Annotated in this window: 18 protein-coding genes; 7 read left to right on the top strand and 11 right to left on the bottom strand. The window is 28.0% G+C overall.

The genetic code is table 11. The features are described from left to right. Positions 1 to 105: 105 nt before the first annotated feature. Positions 106 to 2,721 carry a valine--tRNA ligase gene (locus CRU94_RS07370; RefSeq protein WP_129106139.1) on the bottom strand — a complete coding sequence of 872 codons (2,616 nt, stop codon included), beginning with the start codon at positions 2,719 to 2,721 and terminating at the stop codon, positions 106 to 108. 126 nt (positions 2,722 to 2,847) lie between these two features. Here CRU94_RS07370 and CRU94_RS07365 point away from each other — a divergent pair, with 126 nt between their 5' ends. After that, positions 2,848 to 3,513 carry a rhodanese-like domain-containing protein gene (locus CRU94_RS07365; RefSeq protein ID WP_129106138.1) on the top strand — a complete coding sequence of 222 codons (666 nt, stop codon included), beginning with the start codon at positions 2,848 to 2,850 and terminating at the stop codon, positions 3,511 to 3,513. Between the two features lie 25 nt (positions 3,514 to 3,538). Here CRU94_RS07365 and CRU94_RS07360 read toward each other — a convergent pair whose 3' ends face one another. Further along, on the bottom strand, positions 3,539 to 4,480 hold the full coding sequence (locus CRU94_RS07360; RefSeq protein ID WP_129106137.1) for an HD domain-containing phosphohydrolase: 942 nt from the start codon (positions 4,478 to 4,480) through the stop codon (positions 3,539 to 3,541). A gap of 78 nt (positions 4,481 to 4,558) precedes the next feature. Between CRU94_RS07360 and CRU94_RS07355 the strand changes: the two genes are divergently transcribed. Then, positions 4,559 to 5,467, top strand: coding sequence for an MBL fold metallo-hydrolase (locus CRU94_RS07355; protein ID WP_129106136.1), 909 nt, complete (start codon positions 4,559 to 4,561; stop codon positions 5,465 to 5,467). 24 nt (positions 5,468 to 5,491) lie between these two features. Here CRU94_RS07355 and glnA read toward each other — a convergent pair whose 3' ends face one another. The 4 genes from glnA to CRU94_RS07335 are packed head-to-tail and all read right to left on the bottom strand — an operon-like array spanning position 5,492 to position 8,416. Continuing rightward, positions 5,492 to 6,919: a type I glutamate--ammonia ligase gene (gene glnA / locus CRU94_RS07350; protein ID WP_129106135.1), complete on the bottom strand. Its 1,428-nt coding sequence runs from the start codon at positions 6,917 to 6,919 to the stop codon at positions 5,492 to 5,494. Positions 6,920 to 6,954: 35 nt separating this feature from the next. Beyond that, positions 6,955 to 7,746, bottom strand: a complete 792-nt coding sequence (hisJ, locus tag CRU94_RS07345; protein ID WP_129106134.1) for a histidinol-phosphatase HisJ — start codon at positions 7,744 to 7,746, stop codon at positions 6,955 to 6,957. Beyond that, entirely contained in the window at positions 7,743 to 8,192 is a 450-nt protein-coding gene (locus CRU94_RS07340) for a molybdopterin synthase catalytic subunit (RefSeq protein ID WP_129106133.1), read from the bottom strand. Before CRU94_RS07340 ends, hisJ begins: the two co-directional genes overlap by 4 nt. Positions 8,193 to 8,194: 2 nt before the next feature. After that, entirely contained in the window at positions 8,195 to 8,416 is a 222-nt protein-coding gene (locus CRU94_RS07335; protein WP_105939418.1) for a MoaD/ThiS family protein, read from the bottom strand. 73 nt (positions 8,417 to 8,489) lie between these two features. On the opposite strand from CRU94_RS07335, the gene CRU94_RS07330 reads away from it, so the two are divergent. Together CRU94_RS07330 and CRU94_RS07325 are read left to right on the top strand one after the other, a co-directional pair. Continuing rightward, positions 8,490 to 9,155, top strand: coding sequence for an MqnA/MqnD/SBP family protein (locus tag CRU94_RS07330; RefSeq protein ID WP_129106132.1), 666 nt, complete (start codon positions 8,490 to 8,492; stop codon positions 9,153 to 9,155). Continuing rightward, entirely contained in the window at positions 9,152 to 9,919 is a 768-nt protein-coding gene (locus CRU94_RS07325) for an undecaprenyl-diphosphate phosphatase (RefSeq protein WP_129106131.1), read from the top strand. The genes CRU94_RS07330 and CRU94_RS07325 overlap by 4 nt, the downstream gene beginning before the upstream one ends. A 36-nt stretch (positions 9,920 to 9,955) precedes the next feature. Here the strand turns inward: CRU94_RS07325 and CRU94_RS07320 are convergent, their stop codons facing one another. The 3 genes from CRU94_RS07320 to CRU94_RS07310 all read right to left on the bottom strand — a co-directional run bounded on the left by CRU94_RS07320 (position 9,956) and on the right by CRU94_RS07310 (position 13,016). Continuing rightward, positions 9,956 to 10,678, bottom strand: coding sequence for an RloB family protein (locus CRU94_RS07320; RefSeq protein WP_129106130.1), 723 nt, complete (start codon positions 10,676 to 10,678; stop codon positions 9,956 to 9,958). Then, positions 10,679 to 11,956, bottom strand: a complete 1,278-nt coding sequence (locus CRU94_RS07315; RefSeq protein WP_129106129.1) for an AAA family ATPase — start codon at positions 11,954 to 11,956, stop codon at positions 10,679 to 10,681. 106 nt (positions 11,957 to 12,062) lie between these two features. Beyond that, entirely contained in the window at positions 12,063 to 13,016 is a 954-nt protein-coding gene (locus CRU94_RS07310; protein WP_129106128.1) for a Wzz/FepE/Etk N-terminal domain-containing protein, read from the bottom strand. A 253-nt stretch (positions 13,017 to 13,269) separates the two neighbouring features. Here CRU94_RS07310 and CRU94_RS07305 point away from each other — a divergent pair, with 253 nt between their 5' ends. After that, positions 13,270 to 13,731, top strand: coding sequence for a helix-turn-helix domain-containing protein (locus CRU94_RS07305; RefSeq protein ID WP_129106127.1), 462 nt, complete (start codon positions 13,270 to 13,272; stop codon positions 13,729 to 13,731). On the opposite strand, the gene CRU94_RS07300 is transcribed toward CRU94_RS07305, so the two are convergent. Continuing rightward, positions 13,732 to 14,754, bottom strand: a complete 1,023-nt coding sequence (locus CRU94_RS07300) for a UDP-N-acetylglucosamine--N-acetylmuramyl-(pentapeptide) pyrophosphoryl-undecaprenol N-acetylglucosamine transferase (protein WP_129106126.1) — start codon at positions 14,752 to 14,754, stop codon at positions 13,732 to 13,734. Continuing rightward, positions 14,747 to 16,012, bottom strand: a complete 1,266-nt coding sequence (locus tag CRU94_RS07295; protein ID WP_129106125.1) for an FtsW/RodA/SpoVE family cell cycle protein — start codon at positions 16,010 to 16,012, stop codon at positions 14,747 to 14,749. Before CRU94_RS07295 ends, CRU94_RS07300 begins: the two co-directional genes overlap by 8 nt. Positions 16,013 to 16,041: 29 nt before the next feature. On the opposite strand from CRU94_RS07295, the gene CRU94_RS07290 reads away from it, so the two are divergent. Beyond that, entirely contained in the window at positions 16,042 to 17,907 is a 1,866-nt protein-coding gene (locus tag CRU94_RS07290; protein WP_129106124.1) for a peptidoglycan D,D-transpeptidase FtsI family protein, read from the top strand. A gap of 16 nt (positions 17,908 to 17,923) precedes the next feature. Next, positions 17,924 to 18,436, top strand: a complete 513-nt coding sequence (locus CRU94_RS07285; protein ID WP_129106123.1) for a peptidylprolyl isomerase — start codon at positions 17,924 to 17,926, stop codon at positions 18,434 to 18,436. Positions 18,437 to 18,667: the final 231 nt, after the last annotated feature.

Here is an 18,667-nt window from a genome sequence, read left to right as displayed (position 1 = left end):
CTTAAAATAGTGAGAATATTTCAGTAGTAAAATATAGTGATGATAAGATTAGTGAAGATGAGATAAAGGCAATTTTAAAGTAGATAAATCTTCTAAAAAGAAGATTTATCTTAGACTCTTAAGTTCAGATTCTATTTTTTCTAACCTTGTTTTTACCTCTTCAAGAGCTTTTTTATTCTCTTCAATTACATTTGCTGGTGCATTTGCAACAAATCTCTCATTTGAAAGCATTCCATTTAATTTATCAAACTCTTTTTGTGCTTTTTCTTGTTGTTTTTCAAGCTTTTCAATAATTGGTTTCATATCAATTTGAGAAGTTGGAAGATATACTTCTAAATGATTTGAAACATCTGTTATAGCATTCTCAACTTTTGAATTTACAAACTCAATATTTTCAACTTTTGCTAATTTTTCTATAAATGGTTTAGCAACATTTGTATCAATATTTCTATCAAGTTTTATATATGCTTTTTCAATTTTACTATTTCCCATATCTATTAGAGTTTTTGCTCTTCTTATACTTATAATTGCCTCTTCAATAATAGAGAACATCTCTTCAATATTTTCATCTTTTTTAATATCTTTTGGGAAGTTCATAATCATTAATGAGTCACCATTTTCAAGTGTTGTTCCACTTAATTTATGATATAAGTAGTCTGAAATAAAAGGCATAAATGGACTAACCATTTTTAATGTCTCTTTAAATAAGCTACCTAGTTCTACAATAGACTCTTTAGAAGCTTTTGAGTACTCAATTCCCCAGTCACAAAACTCCATCCAAACAAATCTATAAAGCGTACTTGCTGCTTCATTAAATTTATAACTATCAAGTGAATTTCTAACCTCATCAACAGCATGGCTAAGTCTGCTTTGCATATAAAGCCCAAGAGGAGTTTGAATATTTATATCTTTTAAATCAGGGAATCTATCAACATTTAAAGTTAAAAAGTTTGAAGCATTATAAAGTTTATTTGTAAAGTTTCTAAACTGCTCAAGATTTTTTTCACCAAGTTTTATATCTCTTCCTTGAACTGCTAAGTATGCTAAAGTAAATCTAATAATATCAGCACTATGAGTCTCAACCATATCAAGAGGATCAATTACATTTCCTTTTGATTTACTCATTTTTGCTCCATGCTCATCTCGAACTAATGCGTGCATATAGATATCTTTAAATGGAAGTTGCCCCATAAAATGCTCTCCCATCATCATCATTCTAGCAACCCAGAAGAACATAATATCAAATCCAGTAATTAGTAAAGAGTTTGGATAGAAATCTTTTAAATCATTTGCACCAAATGTTTTTTGCATTTGACCATTATTTCCCCAACCAAGTGGTGAAAATGCCCATAAAGCACTACTAAACCAAGTATCAAGTACATCTGGATCTTGATGAATATCTGATTTACCACATTTTGGACAAGCTTTTGGTTCATCCTCTTTTGTTGCCCATTGATGATTACAGCTATCACAATAGAATACTGGAATTCTATGTCCCCACCAAAGTTGTCTTGAAATACACCAATCTCTTAACTCATCCATCCAAGCTCTATATGAGTTTAACCAGTGACTTGGATGAAATTTAGCTTCACCTGCATAAGTTTTTTCAATTGATTTTTTTGCAACCTCTTTTTTTACAAACCACTGTTTAGATATATATGGCTCAACAATATTTTTACATCTATAACAGTGCCCTACTTGGTGATTATGCTCTTCAATCTTTACAATAAATCCCTCATCTTGAAGTTTTTTAACAATCACGGGTCTTGCTTCTAGTCTTTCAAGTCCTTTAAACTCTCCACAATAATCATTTAAAATACCTTTTTCATCAAAGCATTTTATAAACTCCAAATTGTGTCTAAGCCCTACTTCATAGTCATTTGTATCGTGAGCTGGAGTTACTTTTACAACACCTGTTCCAAAACTCATATCAACATAAGAGTCTGTAATTACTTTTATTTTTCTATTTGTTAAAGGTAAAACTACCTCTTTTCCAACAATATTTGTATATCTCTCATCATCTGGATGAACCATTATTGCTGTATCACCAAAATATGTTTCAGGTCTTGTTGTAGCAACTGTTACAAAGCCACTTCCATCTGCAAAGTGGTAGTTCATATGATAGAACTTACCATTTACCTCTTCGTGTTCAACCTCAATGTCACTTAGTGCTCCATCGTGAGTACACCAATTTACCATATAGTTATTTTGAGTAATCATACCCTCATCATAAAGTTTAACAAAAGCCTCTTTTACAGCCTCTTTTAAACCCTCATCCATAGTAAATCGCTCTCTACTCCAAGCAGGACTAACTCCTAGTTTTCTCATTTGATGAACTATTGTTCCACCACTAAACTCTTTCCATTTCCAAACTCTATCTACAAAAGCCTCTCTTCCTAAAGCCTCTTTTGTAGTACCCTCTTTTAAAAGTTGTTTTTCAACAACATTTTGAGTTGCAATCCCAGCATGGTCAGTTCCTGGTTGCCAAAGAGTTTTATACCCATCCATTCTTTTATATCTTGTAATAATATCTTGCAATGTAAATGTAAGTGCATGTCCAATATGTAAGCTTCCTGTTACATTTGGAGGTGGCATCATAATTGCAAAATTTTTATTTGGCTCTTGAATTGATCTGTTTCCATCAATCTCAAAATAACCTCTATCTTCCCAAATTTTATAAAAACTATCTTCTATCTTTGATGGTTCGTACTTTTCACTCATAAATAATCCTAATTGTGTTACTAAAATGGCGTAGATTTTATCTAATTTTTGCTTAAGAGAGCGATAACTTGCGATTTCAAAAGCTTTTTGATAGAATCACAACTATTATTTATTTAAGGAGAGTAAATGTTTAAAATATTTGTAGGAAGTGTTGTTTTAGCAACATCTTTATTTAGTGTAGATTTACAACAAACAGGTGTTGAAGTAAAACTTGATGGTGGTAAAAAAGTAGTTATAAAAAGAGAAAATAGACCAAAAGAGTGCGAAAAAGTGGCTTTTGATCCAAAAGATATCTTTGGTGGTATGCATGAAGCTTCAAAGAGTGTTCCACAAAATTGTAAAAGAAGTTTTGTAACATATTTTGGAAAAATTGCACCTATGAAAGCATCAGAAAATATTGAAACTTACGGTGAATTAGAGGTTTTAGAGTTTATAGAAAAAGCAAAAAAAGATAATAATCTTTTATTAATTGATTCAAGAACTGAAAACTGGTTTTATCATGAGACAATTCCAAGTGCTATAAATGTTCCATATATTTACACTAAAAAATCTCAATATCCAGATGAGTTTGAAGAGGCTTTAGAGATTTTTGGAGTTAAAGTAAAAAATGGAAAATATGATTTTACAAATGCAAAAACTCTATTAATGTTTTGTAATGCTGCTTGGTGTGGACAAAGTCCTGAAGCTATGAAAGAGCTAATAGCTATTGGATATCCAGAAGAGAAAATGAAATGGTATAGAGGTGGAATGCAATCTTGGTTAAGTCTTGGACTTACAACAATTAAACCATAATTAAAGCTTGGATTAAATCCAAGCTTTAAGCTAAAATTTCCTCAAAAACTTCAACTATACTTTTATCAAGTTTTCCATCTTTTGACTCTTTTTTTAAACTCTTTATAGACTCTTTGTGATTATTAGACTCTTTTAAATCGTTATATCTAACTAAACAAATAAGCAATCTATCTTTAAAGCTTAAATCTTTTGCTAGTAAACCAAAAACTCCAGTTCCATCAAGTTTTTCTTGCGTTTTATAGCAAAGTGAGCAAATATCACCAAAACCCATAATCTGATTTAAAACTCTTTTAGTATGGTATGAGTAGATCTCTTCTATGCTTTCATATTTATATAGTTTTCCAATATTATATAAACTTGAAGCTATTAGAAATATCTGTTTATCTTTATGTTCAAAATTGAAATAATCTGCAAGAGTTGAAGAGTATTTTAAAATTTGTGAATTTGGATTTTGAAGTTTATGAAATATTGTTGTCATCTTTAAAATATCTTCAAAATCTAAAGCTTTTGTAAAATCTGCTAGATTTGAGTAGATAAAGATTAAAATCTCACTATCATTTTGTAAATCAAGCCAAAAAGATAGTTTTTTTGAAATATCCAAAAAAGTCTCTTTTAATCTATCTTCTATATTTAGATTTTTTACAAACTCTAAACAAGAGAGTTTTTTATTTAAAATATCATCTGAAAAATCAAAGTTTTTACAGATAGTTGAAGATAGATTTACAATATCTAAAAAAGTTTTATCTTCTAAATGTGAAGAGTTTAAAAAATCAAACTCTTTTATATCATCTTTTTTTAAATCACAAATCAAAGAGTAAGAGCATAAATCTGATAGTTTCTCTGATGAAAAATCATATTTTAAAGCTAAATTTAAAGCTATGTAAGCAACTTTTTTACTATTTAAAATCTCACTAAAAGCTAATAAAAAGTTGTTTAGATTAAATGCAATTTGTCGTTTTTTATCCATAAATTTTCCTAAATTAAAATTACTTATATAAAAATAATAATACAATATTACCTTTGATTATATTATAAAGGAATTTATATGTTTAAAAAGATTGCTTTTTTAGCACTTATTTGTACATTTAGTTTTGGTTTTGATTATAAGTTAGAGCCAAAAAAAGTTGCAGATGATATTTGGTGTTTTATTGGAAAAACTGAAGTTCCATCAAAACAAAATGGTGGATTTATGGCAAACTCTTGTTATATAAAAGCAAACAGTAGTTATGTTTTAATTGATACAGGTGCAAACTATAACTTTGCGAAACAAGCATATGAAGCTATGCAAAAAATAGAGAATTTAGAAGTTAGTACAATTATAATTACTCATGAACACGATGATCATTGGATGGGGAATAGCTTTTATAAAGAGAGATTTAATAGCACAATTTATGCTCCTAAATCTATAAATGAAAACTATGATGAGAGTTCAAAACCTAGAATTTTTGAGATTTTAGATAAAAATGAGATGAAAAATACAAAAGTTATAAAAGCTGATAAAATTGTTGAAGATAAAACAACTTTTGAAGTTGGAAATAAAGAGTTTGAAATATATGCACTAAAACAAAAAGCTCATACAGACAATGATTTAATAATTTATCTTCCAAAGCAAAAAGCTGTTTTTGTTGGTGATATTATAATGAACGATAGAATTACTTCAAATAGAGATGGATCTGTTATTGGAACTTTAGAGGCTATTGATTTTATTGAGTCTTTATCATGGGATACTTTAGTTGCTGGTCATGGAGATAAAACTGGAAAAAATTCATTAAATCATACTAAAAAATATTTTACTCTATTAAAAAATAGAGTTTTGGAAGCTATTGAAAATGGTGTTGAAGCTGGTGAAATTACAGAAGTTGTAACTATGGATGAGTTTAAAGATATAGCTATGTTTGATGAGTTAAGTAGTAGAAATGTTTTTGATGCTTTTAGGGAGTTGGAGTTTTATTAATAAAAACGGAAAAATCCGTTTTTATTAGCAAGAGTACATAGTTTTAAATTCAAACGGTGTAGGTCTTGCTTCGTAAGGCCAAACTTGAGTTGAGAATTTAAAGTGCTGATAAGTATCAATCATCTCTTTAGTAAATACTGGTCTTAAAAACTCATTATGTCTTATAAGTGCCTCTAAAGATCCTCTTAATGTATGAGGCATTTGAGGAATATCTCTCTCTCTAATCTCATCTAAAGATAGTTCAAACAGATCATCATCCATAGGACCAATTGGCTCATATTTGTTTTTAATTCCATCAAGTCCTGCCATTAGCATAGATGCAAATGCTAAATATGGACAAGCTGTTGAGTCTGGGAATCTCATCTCAACTCTTGTTGATTTTTCACCTGCTCCATAAGGAATTCTACAAGATGCACTTCTGTTTTGAGAAGAGTATGTAAGAATTGAAGGTGCTTCAAATCCTGGAATTAATCTTTTGTAAGAGTTTGTAGATGGGTTTGTAAATGCTGCAAGTGCTCTTGCGTGTTTAAAAATACCACCAATATACCATCTTGCTATATCACTTAAATTTCCATATTCACCCTGTTTGTAGAATAGATTTTTTCCATTTTTCCAGATACTTTGGTGAACATGCATTCCACTTCCATTGTCTCCATAAAGAGGTTTTGGCATAAATGTTGCAGATTTTCCATTTAAGTGAGCTACCATTTTAATAACATATTTTAATTTTTGAACATTGTCACTAGCTTCAATTAAATCTCCATAAACAATACCAATTTCGTGTTGTCCTTGAGCAACTTCATGATGTCCTAAAACAACTTCTAATCCAACTTGCTCTAAAACTTGCATCATTTCAGCTCTTAAATCAACACCATTGTCAATAGGAGCTACAGGGAAATATCCACCTTTAAGTCTAGCTCTATGACCTATATTTCCACCTTCATAGTTTTTTGAATCATTCCACTCACCATCTTCGCTATCAACTCTGAAATATGACTCATTTACGCTATCTATAATTTTTACATCATCAAAAATAAAAAACTCATTTTCAGGTCCAAAATATGCAACATCTCCAATATTTGCCTCTGCTAAATACTCTACTGCTTTTTTTGCAATAGATCTTGGGCATTTTTCATACATTTTATCTTTATAAATATCATAAACATCACAAATAACAATTATTGTACTATCGGCTGTAAATGGGTCTAAAAATGCTGTTGGAACATCTGGTTTTAATATCATATCTGATCTATGAATTGGTTGCCATGCATCAATTGATGAACCATCAAAAGGCATTCCATTTGCTAGTAAATCTTTGTTTACAGCTTTAATATTATAAGTTACATGGTGCCAAGTACCTTTAAGATCAGTAAATCTAAAATCTACAAATTTAACTTCGTGTTCACTACAAAAACTAAAAAACTCTTCTATACTATTTACAAATTTTCCCATTTTTAACTCCATAAAATTTTAAGTTGCCATTTTATCTAAAACTCTATTAAATTCATCTCTTTTTTATAAAAAGTAACACACTTTTTATAGCCAATCTCTTTTACCATCTTTACAGCTTCATCATATCCAAAACCAACATTCTCAACACTATGAGCATCTGAACCAAATGTTATGTTAATTCCTAAATCAAAAGCCTCTTCTAAAAGCTGTTTTGATGGATAGAGTTCATTTATTGGTTTTCTAAGTCCTGCTGGATTTACCTCTAAAACCATATTTGATTTTTTTATCTGTTTTAAGGTATCTTTTGCAATTAATCGTATATCTTTTTTTGGTAAAAATTTAAAAACTTTTATCAAATCCAAATGTCCAACTATTTGAAAATAGTTTGTTTTTGCCATAGCCTTTATTGCTTCAAAGTAATCTTCCCAAATTTTATCTATATCAACATTTTTATAAACACCAATAAATTCAGGATTATCAAATCCCCACATCTCATTTTTATTTTGTAAAAAGTGAACTGAACCTATTAGATAATCAACATTTGCATTTAAAATCTCATCAAGCATAAAACCATTTAAAAAATCAACTTCATAGGCTAATAAAACTTTGATTTTATCTTTATATTTCTCTTTTGCTTCATTTACCCAAGATTCATAAAGAGTTCTATCTTCTATTTTCATTCTATATTTTGGATCAAAATTCATAGGTGCATGACACGCAAATCCATACTCATCTATTCCTAATTCTATTGCTCTTTGTACATACTCTTCAACACTTCCAGTTGCGTGGTTACAAAGTGTTGTGTGATTGTGTAAATCTACTCTCATACTAAAATTCCAGCTCCATCTATTTTTTGGCTTCTATCTTTTGCATAAACTCTTTGATTATCTCTTAAATCATATTTCCAAATTGGTGCATTTTTTTTAAAATCTTCTACAAACTCATCTATTAACTCTAAAGCAACTCTTCTTTGAGGGCTACAAACACCAGCTATGTATGAGCTTTCATGATTTTTTACATCTCCAATGCTGTGAGCTAGAAAAACTATTGCATTTTTAGTTTTTGCTTTTTCTTGCCAAGATGCAAACCATTTTTTCAAAATTGGTTCATAAATATCAAAAGATAGCCCATCTATACCATTTTCATCTCTTACAATACCAACAAAAGTGATAAAGGCACCATAATTTAGGTTTTTATACTTTGCGTACCAAGAGTTATGAATTTTTTCTATCTCTAAGCTTCCTTTGTGAAGTTGTAAATCTTGTTTAAACATAATCAACCACCACAAACAGGAGGAAGTAAACTTACTTTATCTCCACTTTTTAATTCAACATCTTTTGAGCTAACTAAACAATCATTTATAGCAACTGCACAAGTCTCAAGCCAAGAAGATACTTTCTCATCATTTTTCAAAATATCTGATAACTCTTTTAAGTTTTTAATATCTAAATTGATATCTTCTTTATTTATTGGACCTAAGAATTCAATTTTTACCATCTCAACACCTTTTTATAATCATTTTTGTACTATTATAGCCACTTTAAATTAAAACAATTAAGGCAACAAAGCTATGATATTCTCAAAGATTGATTTTATAAACCTATTACCTTTTCACATTTATATCAAAAAAAATATAAAATCAAATCAACTTAAATCAAGTATTGAGTACAAAAAATCTTATCCATCGAAAATTACAAATAGTTTTAAAAAAAGAAAAACGCATAGTGCTTTTATCTCTTCAATTGGTTCAAGAAATGAGAAATTTTTGGATTTTGGAATTATTGCAAGAGATTATGTAGATTCAGTTTTAATCTTACCAAATAGAAAAAATAAAGATGATTTTCAATCAAAAACTTCAAATGCACTAGCAAAAGTTTTAGAGCTAGATGGTGAAGTAATTATTGGGGATAAGGCTTTAAAGTTTTATCATGACAATAGAGGTGAAGATTTTATAGATTTAGCCAAAGAGTGGCAAAATAGATACAATCTTCCTTTTGTATTTGCAGTTTTGTGTTATAACAAATATGAGAGTAGATTAAAAAAACTTACAAAAGATTTTGATAAAAGAAAAATAAAAATTCCTCAATATATTTTAGAGCAGTACTCAAAAAGAAGTGGTATTTCAAAGAAAAATATCTTGGATTATCTTACAAAAATTGATTATGATATTGGATATAAAGAGAAACGAGCTTTAAAACTATTTTTAAAACTTACAAAAAACAAGGGGATAATTTGAGTATATTTGATGCAATTTGGCTAGGAATCATAGAGGGAATTACAGAATTTCTTCCTATATCTTCTACAGGACACTTAATAGTTTTAAGTGAGTTTTTAAAAATTGAACAAAACAGTGTAAACAAGGCTTTTGAAATTATCATTCAATTTGCAGCAATCATGGCTTTGGTTTTTATTTATCCATCTAAATTTACATTTAAACATATAAATTTATGGATGAAAATTGCTATTTCATTTTTACCTATAGGAATTGTTGGATTTTTATTCTCAAGCCAAATAAAAGAGCTATTTTCTATAGAGATTGTAGCTTGGATGTTTATTTTTGGTGGAGTTATATTTTTAATAGTTGAGAAGTTTTATGATGAGAATAAAAAACATATAACAGATGTTGAAGATGTGAGTTTCAAACAAGCTTTTTTTATTGGTATTGCTCAAATAGCTGCACTAATTCCAGGAACAAGCCGTGCGGGAGCTAGTATAATTGGAGCTATGATTGTGGGGTTAAATCGAAAAGCAAGTGCTGAGTTCTCGTTTTTACTTGCTGTTCCTGTGATGTGTGCTACCACTTTTTATGATGTTTATAAACACCATGCAGAAATACTTCAAGATGGTAATTTTTTAAATCTTGCTGTTGGTTTTGTTGTCTCTTTTTTTGTTGCTTATTTGGTAATAAAGCTATTTTTAAAGTTTTTAGAGAGATTTACTTTTGTGGCTTTTGGGATTTATAGAATTATTTTTGGGGTTTTGATACTTGTGTTGTTTTGAAAAATGATTTTTTAAATATTTAACTCTTTTTATTTATTATAAAATTTTCTTACTCAAAATCTCTACTAGCTCAAATACTCTAGTTGAGGGATTGTCATTTTCTGGATTGTGTGAACCTGCATAATTTTCAAGTAATTTTTTTGCATTTTTTATTGCTGTTTCTTGTAATTCTAAAAGCTCATTAAAAATAAGTTCTGTCATCTCTTTTGTTTTTATATTTTCTTTATTTAGTTTTGAAAAAGTTGTAAAATTTTTATCTTTTAATTTTTTGATAACTTCTTTTAGAACATCATCTCTACTAATAGCCGTATCTCTATAAACAAAATGTAACAAATACCAAATCTCAAAACAATCATTTGAATATGCAACTTCAACTTTTTTGCTTTTTGCCTCACTCAAAGCTTTCAAAAAATCATCTTTTGGATGTCCACCACCATTTACTCTAGCGATATCTCTATCAATTACAATCCATCTATGTTCAAAATCTTTGTAGGTTTTATCATCTTTTTTATGATTTAATAAATCTTGTAAGACACCTTTTGGGTTTACATGCTCATGTTTTGCTATTACTAAAGAGTCTTGAGTAATTTTTTTATCTTCTATTAATTTTTTTATAATCATCTTAAAATAGTTTGGAGAAGATATTTTATCTTCACAAGCTATTAATACACTTTTTACTTGCTCTTTGATTTGCTTTTTTCTTTTAAAATCATCTTTAGATTTTTCTTTATTATCTGTATACAGTTTTTTTCTAGCCATTTAAAACTCAAATTCCCCAATATACGGAACTGCTCCATATTTACCTTGGATATAGTGCTTTTCAAAATCATCACTTGCTCTTACTCCTTTAATCTCTAGCATAGAATACAAATTCGTAGAACCATATTTATCTTTTTGCGTAAACCAAATTTGCTCTCTTTTAAATATAGTTGGCTTTAAAAGATTTGTATCGTGAGTTGTAAATATTAGCTGAGCATTGTTTTTATTTATTTTTTCATCATTAAAAAGTTTGATTAAATGCTTTGTTAAAATTGGATGCAAACTACTATCTAACTCATCTATTAAAAGTATTTTTCCATTTTTTAAAGTATCTATTACAGGAGCAGAGATTTTAAAAAATTTCTTTGTACCAAATGATTCATCTTTTTCTAATTCAAAAGTCTCAAGTGCAATAAAATTGTTTTCATCATCAAAAACCTTATGAGAAGTATTTATACTAATAGATTTTACACCACCATTTTTTAGTATCTCTTCTTTTAAAAAATCTGGTAATGGTACTTTTGAAATCTCATCAAAGTGAATATCATCTTCTTGTAAATCGATATTTTCTATTCCTATATCTGCTGTTTTTACTAGATTTACTATCTCTTTCTTAAACTCTTCATCTTCCATTTTTCTAAGTGTAAAGTTCATATAGCCGTTGCTATCTGTACCATCTAACATATTGAAATTTGAAAACCATTTTAAAATAGATTTTGATATAGTTGAATTTGCTAACCTATCACAAACCCATAAAAAAAGCTGATTTTGTGCAATATCTATTTTTTTGTTTGATTTATCAAAAAATCCATAACCCTCTTTGAATTTTTGATTGTTTACATAATCTTCTTCATCTATATCTCTATAAAAAAGTTTTGCTTCTTTGCCTTTTTCATCTTCAAATAACCACTCACTATATATTGTTGTGCTATCTAGTTCAAAACCATATCTATATTTTTTTTCATCTATAAAAAAAACCATCTCAAAACTACTAGAAGACTCTTTTGTGCTAGTGTTAAGTTTAAAAGGAGAGTGTGGTAATATATCTGTGGATTGGATAATCTTATATTTATTTAAAACTAAAGTTCTCATAAAACTCATGGCTTTTAAAATATTTGTTTTTCCACTTGCATTTGCACCATATATCACAGATGTTCTAAGTAAATTGTAATCTCTAATAGAAAAAGAGTTTTTATCTTCTTTTGAACTATCTAGCATACTAAAAGTTGCTTTCTCTTTGATAGATAAAAAGTTACTCACTGTAAATTGTAAAAACATATTATAAATCCTAATTAAATTTTAGAATTGTAGCAAAATAAACTTTATATTTGTAATTTTTTTACAAATATAAGATTTATTATTTTAAAATTAACAAAAAAAGAATTTAATAAGTTGTTCTATTTGTATTTTGTTTAATAAAATTCAATAAAAAAACTAAAAATATTGAAATAATAAATCCACTTACAAAAGCAACTGCAACTATTAATTTTTTCTTAGGTTTTACTGGAAAATCGTTTGTGATAATCTCTCCGACTATTTGAGTATTTTTATAATTATGTGGTAGAAGTAATGATTCTGCTGTTTGTTTACTCTCTTCAAGTTTATATAATGTTGTTGTTAATAACTCATCTTTTTTACTCTCTAGCTCAAAATTTTGAATAGTAATAGTATTTATAGAATTTGTAATATCTCTTTTTTCCATAAGTTTTAAAGCAGCTAATGATGGATTTAAGCTATCAATTTTTTTTAGATTTTCATCAACTTGTTTTAATTGCTCTTCTAAACTTTTTAAATTTTTAATATTATTCTCTATTTTTTTATCAATTAAAGCCACAGATTTCGACTTAATATCAGAAATTTGTAAATCAATATTTCTTAACTCCATCTCTTTTTGTTTTTTAATATCATCAAGAATTTTTTCATGCTCATTTTGAACAAAATTCAAAACTCTTAAAATCTCATTTTTCGCCTCTTCATTTGAAGTAGCTTCACTTTTTATCTCTAAAAAGTTTTTTAAACCTTTCATAACACTTATATTTGAAATTTGTGAAGTTCTATCTTTTTGATTTTTTTCCATATCAATAAAAAGAGTTGTTAATTTTTTTGTAACAACAGATGCATCATCTACTGAATTTTTTGTGGTGTTATTTATCTTATACTCACCAATTTCAACTAAAGCTTTTGCTTCATAAATTGGAGTTTTACTATAAGCATAAACTCCAGCTAAAATTGTAATTACCAGAGTAAATAAAATTATAAAAAGCTTTTTCTCCCAAATAATTTGAAATAACTCTCTTAAATCTATCTCATCTTCTTGTATATATCTATTCTCTTGCATCTATTTTGCCACCATTATTAAAATATAAAAAGCTGATGCAAAAATTGTAAATGTTACAAGCGAAGCATAAAAATAAAGTTTCTGTTTTTTGTGCATATAAATCCCTATTTTCTTTATTGTCTAGAATTTATTTATATTTTCTAGTTTAAATTCTTGAAATATTATAATTTTCTTGCTTTATTATCCATTATTTATAGAATTATCTTGTTATAGAAGAAATTTGATTGTTAATATTCTTCTCAAAAGGTAAAAAATGGAAATACACGAAAGAATAAATTTATTATTAAAAGAGAAAAATCTATCAAAAAAAGAATTTGCTATAAAACTAAGAAATTTAGAGCCAAAATTAAATAATACTTTGGAAATTCCATCTGAAAAATCAATTTATGCATATTTAAATGGAAGAGTAAGTATTAGAATAGAACTAATCCCATATATAGCAGAAGTTTTGGAGATACCTGAGCAGTTTTTATTTGATGATAGCAGTCGTGCTAGAAAGATATTTTTAAAGCATATATTAAAAGATATTTCAAATGAAGAGAAAGAGTTGTTAAAATCAAAAATATGTCCAGAACAAAATCAAAAAATTAATATTGCAAAAGATAGATTCCACACTATAAATGATTTGTTGGTATATGCTCCAGAGATATTTTTGGAAAATTTGGAAAATACTTTAAAAAACTACAAAGATTTAACTTTGAAGTTTACAAAATAGTTAATTATTTAAAATATCATCTACAATTTTTTCTACACCATTTGGTTTAATAAACTCTTTTAAACCAGTGCTGATTTTTTCTATATTGCTATTTAAGCACTCAAAAAAGTAGTTCTCATCTAGCTCATCTTCACTTTGCAAGAAGCATAAGTTTTTTTCAGACAAAGCTTTTGCGTTGTAGTATTGATGATTTTGTGCTGCATATTTAAAAGGTATGAAAAAAGTTGGAAGATTGTTTGCACAAAGCTCAAAAAGTGTTGAAGCACCAGCTCGGCTTACACAAAAATCAGCTTGGTTCATTTTTTCTAAAATATCTTTTGTAAAATCAAAAACATCTGCATTTATTCCTAACTTCTCATACTCACTTTTTACTCTTAAAAAGTCATTTTTCCCAGCTTGATGAACTATTTTTATACCCATTTCATTTAGTTTTGGTGCAACTTTTAAAGCAAAGTTATTAATTGCAACTGCTCCTTGAGAGCCACCAAAAAATGCAACAGTTTTTATCTCTTTTCTCACTCTTCTTTTTTCAAAAAATTTACTATCAACTGGATAATCTTTTATTGGTGAAAAATCATGAAAAGATGAGTAAGCTCTTTTTGTATATTTTAAACTGATCTTATTTAAAGCCCCAATTTTTGAGTTTTGTTCATGTAAATATAGATTGCAATCTTTTTTAAATATAGTTGCAAGTGAAGCAGCAGCTGCACTAAATCCACCAACAGATACAACCTTTTTTACACCATACTTTTTTAAAATCTTAAGACAAAAGATAGCTTTGTAAAATATATTTAAAAGTGAAAAAATCTTAGCTACTCCTCTTTTATTCACAACTCCACTTGTATTTAAAAAAATCTTCTCTTTTAATCTATCATCATTTTCAAACCAAAACTTATCTTGCCCATAACTTGAACCTATAAAAACAACTTCAAAACCTCTTTTTTTGAACTCAGATATAAAAACATCAGCAATTTTTAAATGTCCGCCAGTTCCTCCACCTGTTATTACAACAACTTTACTCAAAACTCTCTTCCTTTGTTTTAGACTCAAGACTCTCTTTTTTTGCACATCTGCTTATTGATAAAACCAAACCTATTGCAAAAGATGTTGCAAGAAGTGATGAACCACCATAAGATAACATTGGAACTGCTATTCCTTTTATTGGAATTAATCCTGAAATTCCAAAAGAGTTGATTAAAAAAGAGAATATCAACATCAAAGCAATTCCTGTTGAAAATAGATAAAAAATCTTATTATCTACATTTTTAGCTATTTTAAAAATTCTATAAACAATCGCGAAAAATATTATTAAAATTAAAACAAAACCAAAATATCCAAGCTCTTCAGTAATTCCAGCAAGTACAAAGTCTGTATGAACTTCACTTAAAAATCCCATTTTTATCTCGCCAAAACCAATACCTTGACCAAAAAAACCACCATTGTGAATTGCATTTAAAGATTGCATAACTTGATATGGTTCAGGAAGATTCTCTACTCTAAAATATTTTTCAGCAGATGCTGGAACAATTGATAAAAAAGTATCTTGAACCATCGCCCACCAAGAGTGAAATCTATTTACCCTATGTGGAGCACTTATTATTAAACCTATAAATCCAATCAATCCTACTAAAACTAAAATAAGCAATAATTTCAAAGATCTATTCGCAAAAACAATTAAAACTCCCATAACAGCTGCCAAAAGTACAACTTGACCTAAATCTTTTTGAAAAAATGCAACAAACACAACAACCAAAAAGAATATCATAAAATATGGAAACAGAAGCATAAACTCACTTACTAAAGTAGTTTTTGGTTTATCAATTACTTTTCTATAAAATGACCAAGATAAAAAATATATAAACCCTACTTTAAAAAACTCAACAGGAGATAAAGAGAATCCTGGAAGCCTAATCCATCGATTTGCACCTCCTGAAGCTGTCACTAAAGATGATGGTAATATTGGCATTAAAAACATTAAAATAAAACCTATAAAAAATAGACTCATTCCAAAATATCCAACTAAAAAATTTGGATTCAATTTTGAGAATATCCACATTATAAATATTGCCAATATAGCAACTACTCCTTGTCTTAATGCAAAATGAAACTCATTGTAAGAGTACATCTCTACAGTATAAACAGATAAAGAGTAAGAAAATATAGTTCCTATAGTAATCAAAATTGATACTAGTATAAAAAGTATATAATCAGCATCTCTTAGACCACTACTAGAAATTAGATTGTTAATTGGGGTTTTAATATGTTTTTGGATAAAATTCATACTTTGATTATATAATATTATGGATAAAAATGACTTCAAATATAGATTTTAATACTTATAAATTATCTGAACTAAAAAAGAAATCAAAAAAATTTAGTATCCTTATTTTTTTCCTCACAATTCCACTATTTATTGTAGCTTTCTCTATTTTTAATACTATAAAAGATAATAGAAAAATTCCAAGAATCGCACAAACCAAAAATGAATTGGCTGTTAGAGGAAATATTATTAGCCAAGATGGTTTTAATTTAGTATCATCAAAAAAGCTATATAAAGCTGTAATTGACACTAGATATTTAGATTTTAAAAAAGAGGAGCTTTTTTTAAGTCTGTTCTCTATTTATAGTGGTTTAGATTATAGTGAATTAAAAAAAAGATTGAGTGCATCAAAAAAAAGACCTGGGAATTTGGTTTTATCATATAGTATTGATTCAAAAGCTGCAAAAAATTTAGAAGAGTTGGATTTAAAGCTCAACTCTTTAAAAGTTTTTGTTCCAATAAAAGGTGATAATAGTTCAATTATTAGAAGATTAGAGATTAGTGAAAGTGGGGAGAAAAGAGATTTTAGATATGAAGATACTCTATCGCCAATTTTAGGATATGTTCAAAAAGAGGAAGATGAGCAGGGTAAAACTAGATCTTTAGGAATAAAAGGTTTAGAAAATTTTTATAATGAAAATCTAAATGATTTAAATAATGGTATTTTACAAGGGTATAGAGATATTTCAGGATATCTATATTTTGATAAAAATTCAACTACAACTCACGCAATAGATGGATATAGTTTAAAACTAAATATTCCTTTAAAACTTCAAAAAAACAATGAAGCAACTTTAGATAAACATAAAATAAGAACGCAAAGTGATGAGATTATGCTTGCAATTGTAGAAAATAAGAGTGGAAAAATCTTATCAATGGCTTCATCAAATAGGTTTATACCAGATAATATAAAACCAAATGAGATACCAATTTTAAATGTAAATGCTGTTGAATACCAATTTGAGCCAGGTTCAGTTATAAAACCACTTTCAATATCATTGGCTCTTGATAAAAATAGAGTTAAAAAAAATGAATCATTTCCTAGTTCAAACATACCAAATAGAAAAAGACAATATGTTATTGGAAACTATACAATAAGAGATAGCCATAAATTTGATGATATTATATCTTTAGAAGATACGATTATCTACTCTTCAAACATAGCTACAATACAAATTGCTCAAAGAATTCCAGCTTATGAGTTCTATGAAGGTATGAAAAGTTTTGGTTTTACTCAAAAAACTGGAATTGATCTATCTTATGAAAAAACTGGTGCAATGCCACCTTTAATTAGATTTGCAGCTGGAGAAAAAGAGAACAAAGATAATATATTTAAAGCAACAGTATCTTACGGTCAAGGAATGACTGCTACATTTATGCAACTTGTAAAAGCATTTACAATATTTAGTAATGATGGTTTTATGTTAACACCTTATATTGTTGATGAACTTATAAAGGCAAACAGAGTTATAAAAGAGCCCTTTAAAAAAGAGCCTATTCAAGTATTATCAAAAGATACAACAAATTTTATGAGAAACCTGCTAATTAAAACAGTTGAAGAAGGAACTGGAAAAGGTGCAAAAATTGATGGTCTTGAAATAGGTGGAAAAACTGGAACTGCGCAAATTGCAGGTGGAGGAACTTACATAAAAAAATATATATCATCATTTATTGGTTTTGTAAATGATGATAAAGGAAACTCTTATACAATAGGAGTAACTGTAATTAACCCAACAACAGATTCATCATCTTATTATGCCTCACAAGCAGCTGTTCCAATATTCAAAGAAACAATTCAAAACTTAGTAAAATTAAACTACTTGTCACCTAAAAAAGATATAATTTCAAAAAATTAATTTATAAAGGATTTTAATGAGTACAAATAGATTTGGTCAAGAACTAAAAGAGTATAACTACACAAAAGAGGAACTTGCAAAATTTAATTATGCTAAATTTACTACAAAAAATGGAGAAATTTTAATAAAACTTTTCAACCATGAGACTCCAAATACAGTTGCAAATTTTGCTACTTTAGTAAATGATGGTTTTTATAATGGTTTAAATTTCCATAGAGTTATTCCTGGTTTTATGGCACAAGGTGGATGTCCAGATGGAACTGGTATGGGAGGTCCTTCTTGGGCAATTAAGTGTGAAGTAGATGCACCAAAACAAGTTCATAAAAGAGGAAGCCTTTCAATGGCACATGCAGGAAGAGATACAGGTGGAAGCCAATTTTTTATCTGTTTTGTACCATGCCCACATTTAGATAAAAACCACACAGTGTTTGGAGAGATTGTAGAAAATAGTGTTGATAGTTTTAAAAATTTAGATGCTATTAAACAAGGTGATAAAATAATCTCAATTGAGATATTAGAAAAAATCTAATTATTAGACTAAGATTAAATCTTAGTCTAAACATCTAGATGATAAAAACATATCACTTAGAAGAGTTATTAATATTTTTATCTTTCATAGCGTTATTGTTGTTAGATTTAGGATAAGAAGGTTTGTTTATTTTATCCTTTTTTTTGTCAGAATCAATTTGAGCTTTAATATTGTTAATTAAAGTAGAACCGAAACCTTTAACATTTTTAAGATCATCAGGATTAGAGATAG

The sequence above is a fragment of the Arcobacter sp. AHV-9/2010 genome, assembly GCF_004116575.1.
Lineage (GTDB): Bacteria > Campylobacterota > Campylobacteria > Campylobacterales > Arcobacteraceae > Aliarcobacter > Aliarcobacter skirrowii.
This window is presented reverse-complemented; position numbering and strand designations above follow the sequence as displayed.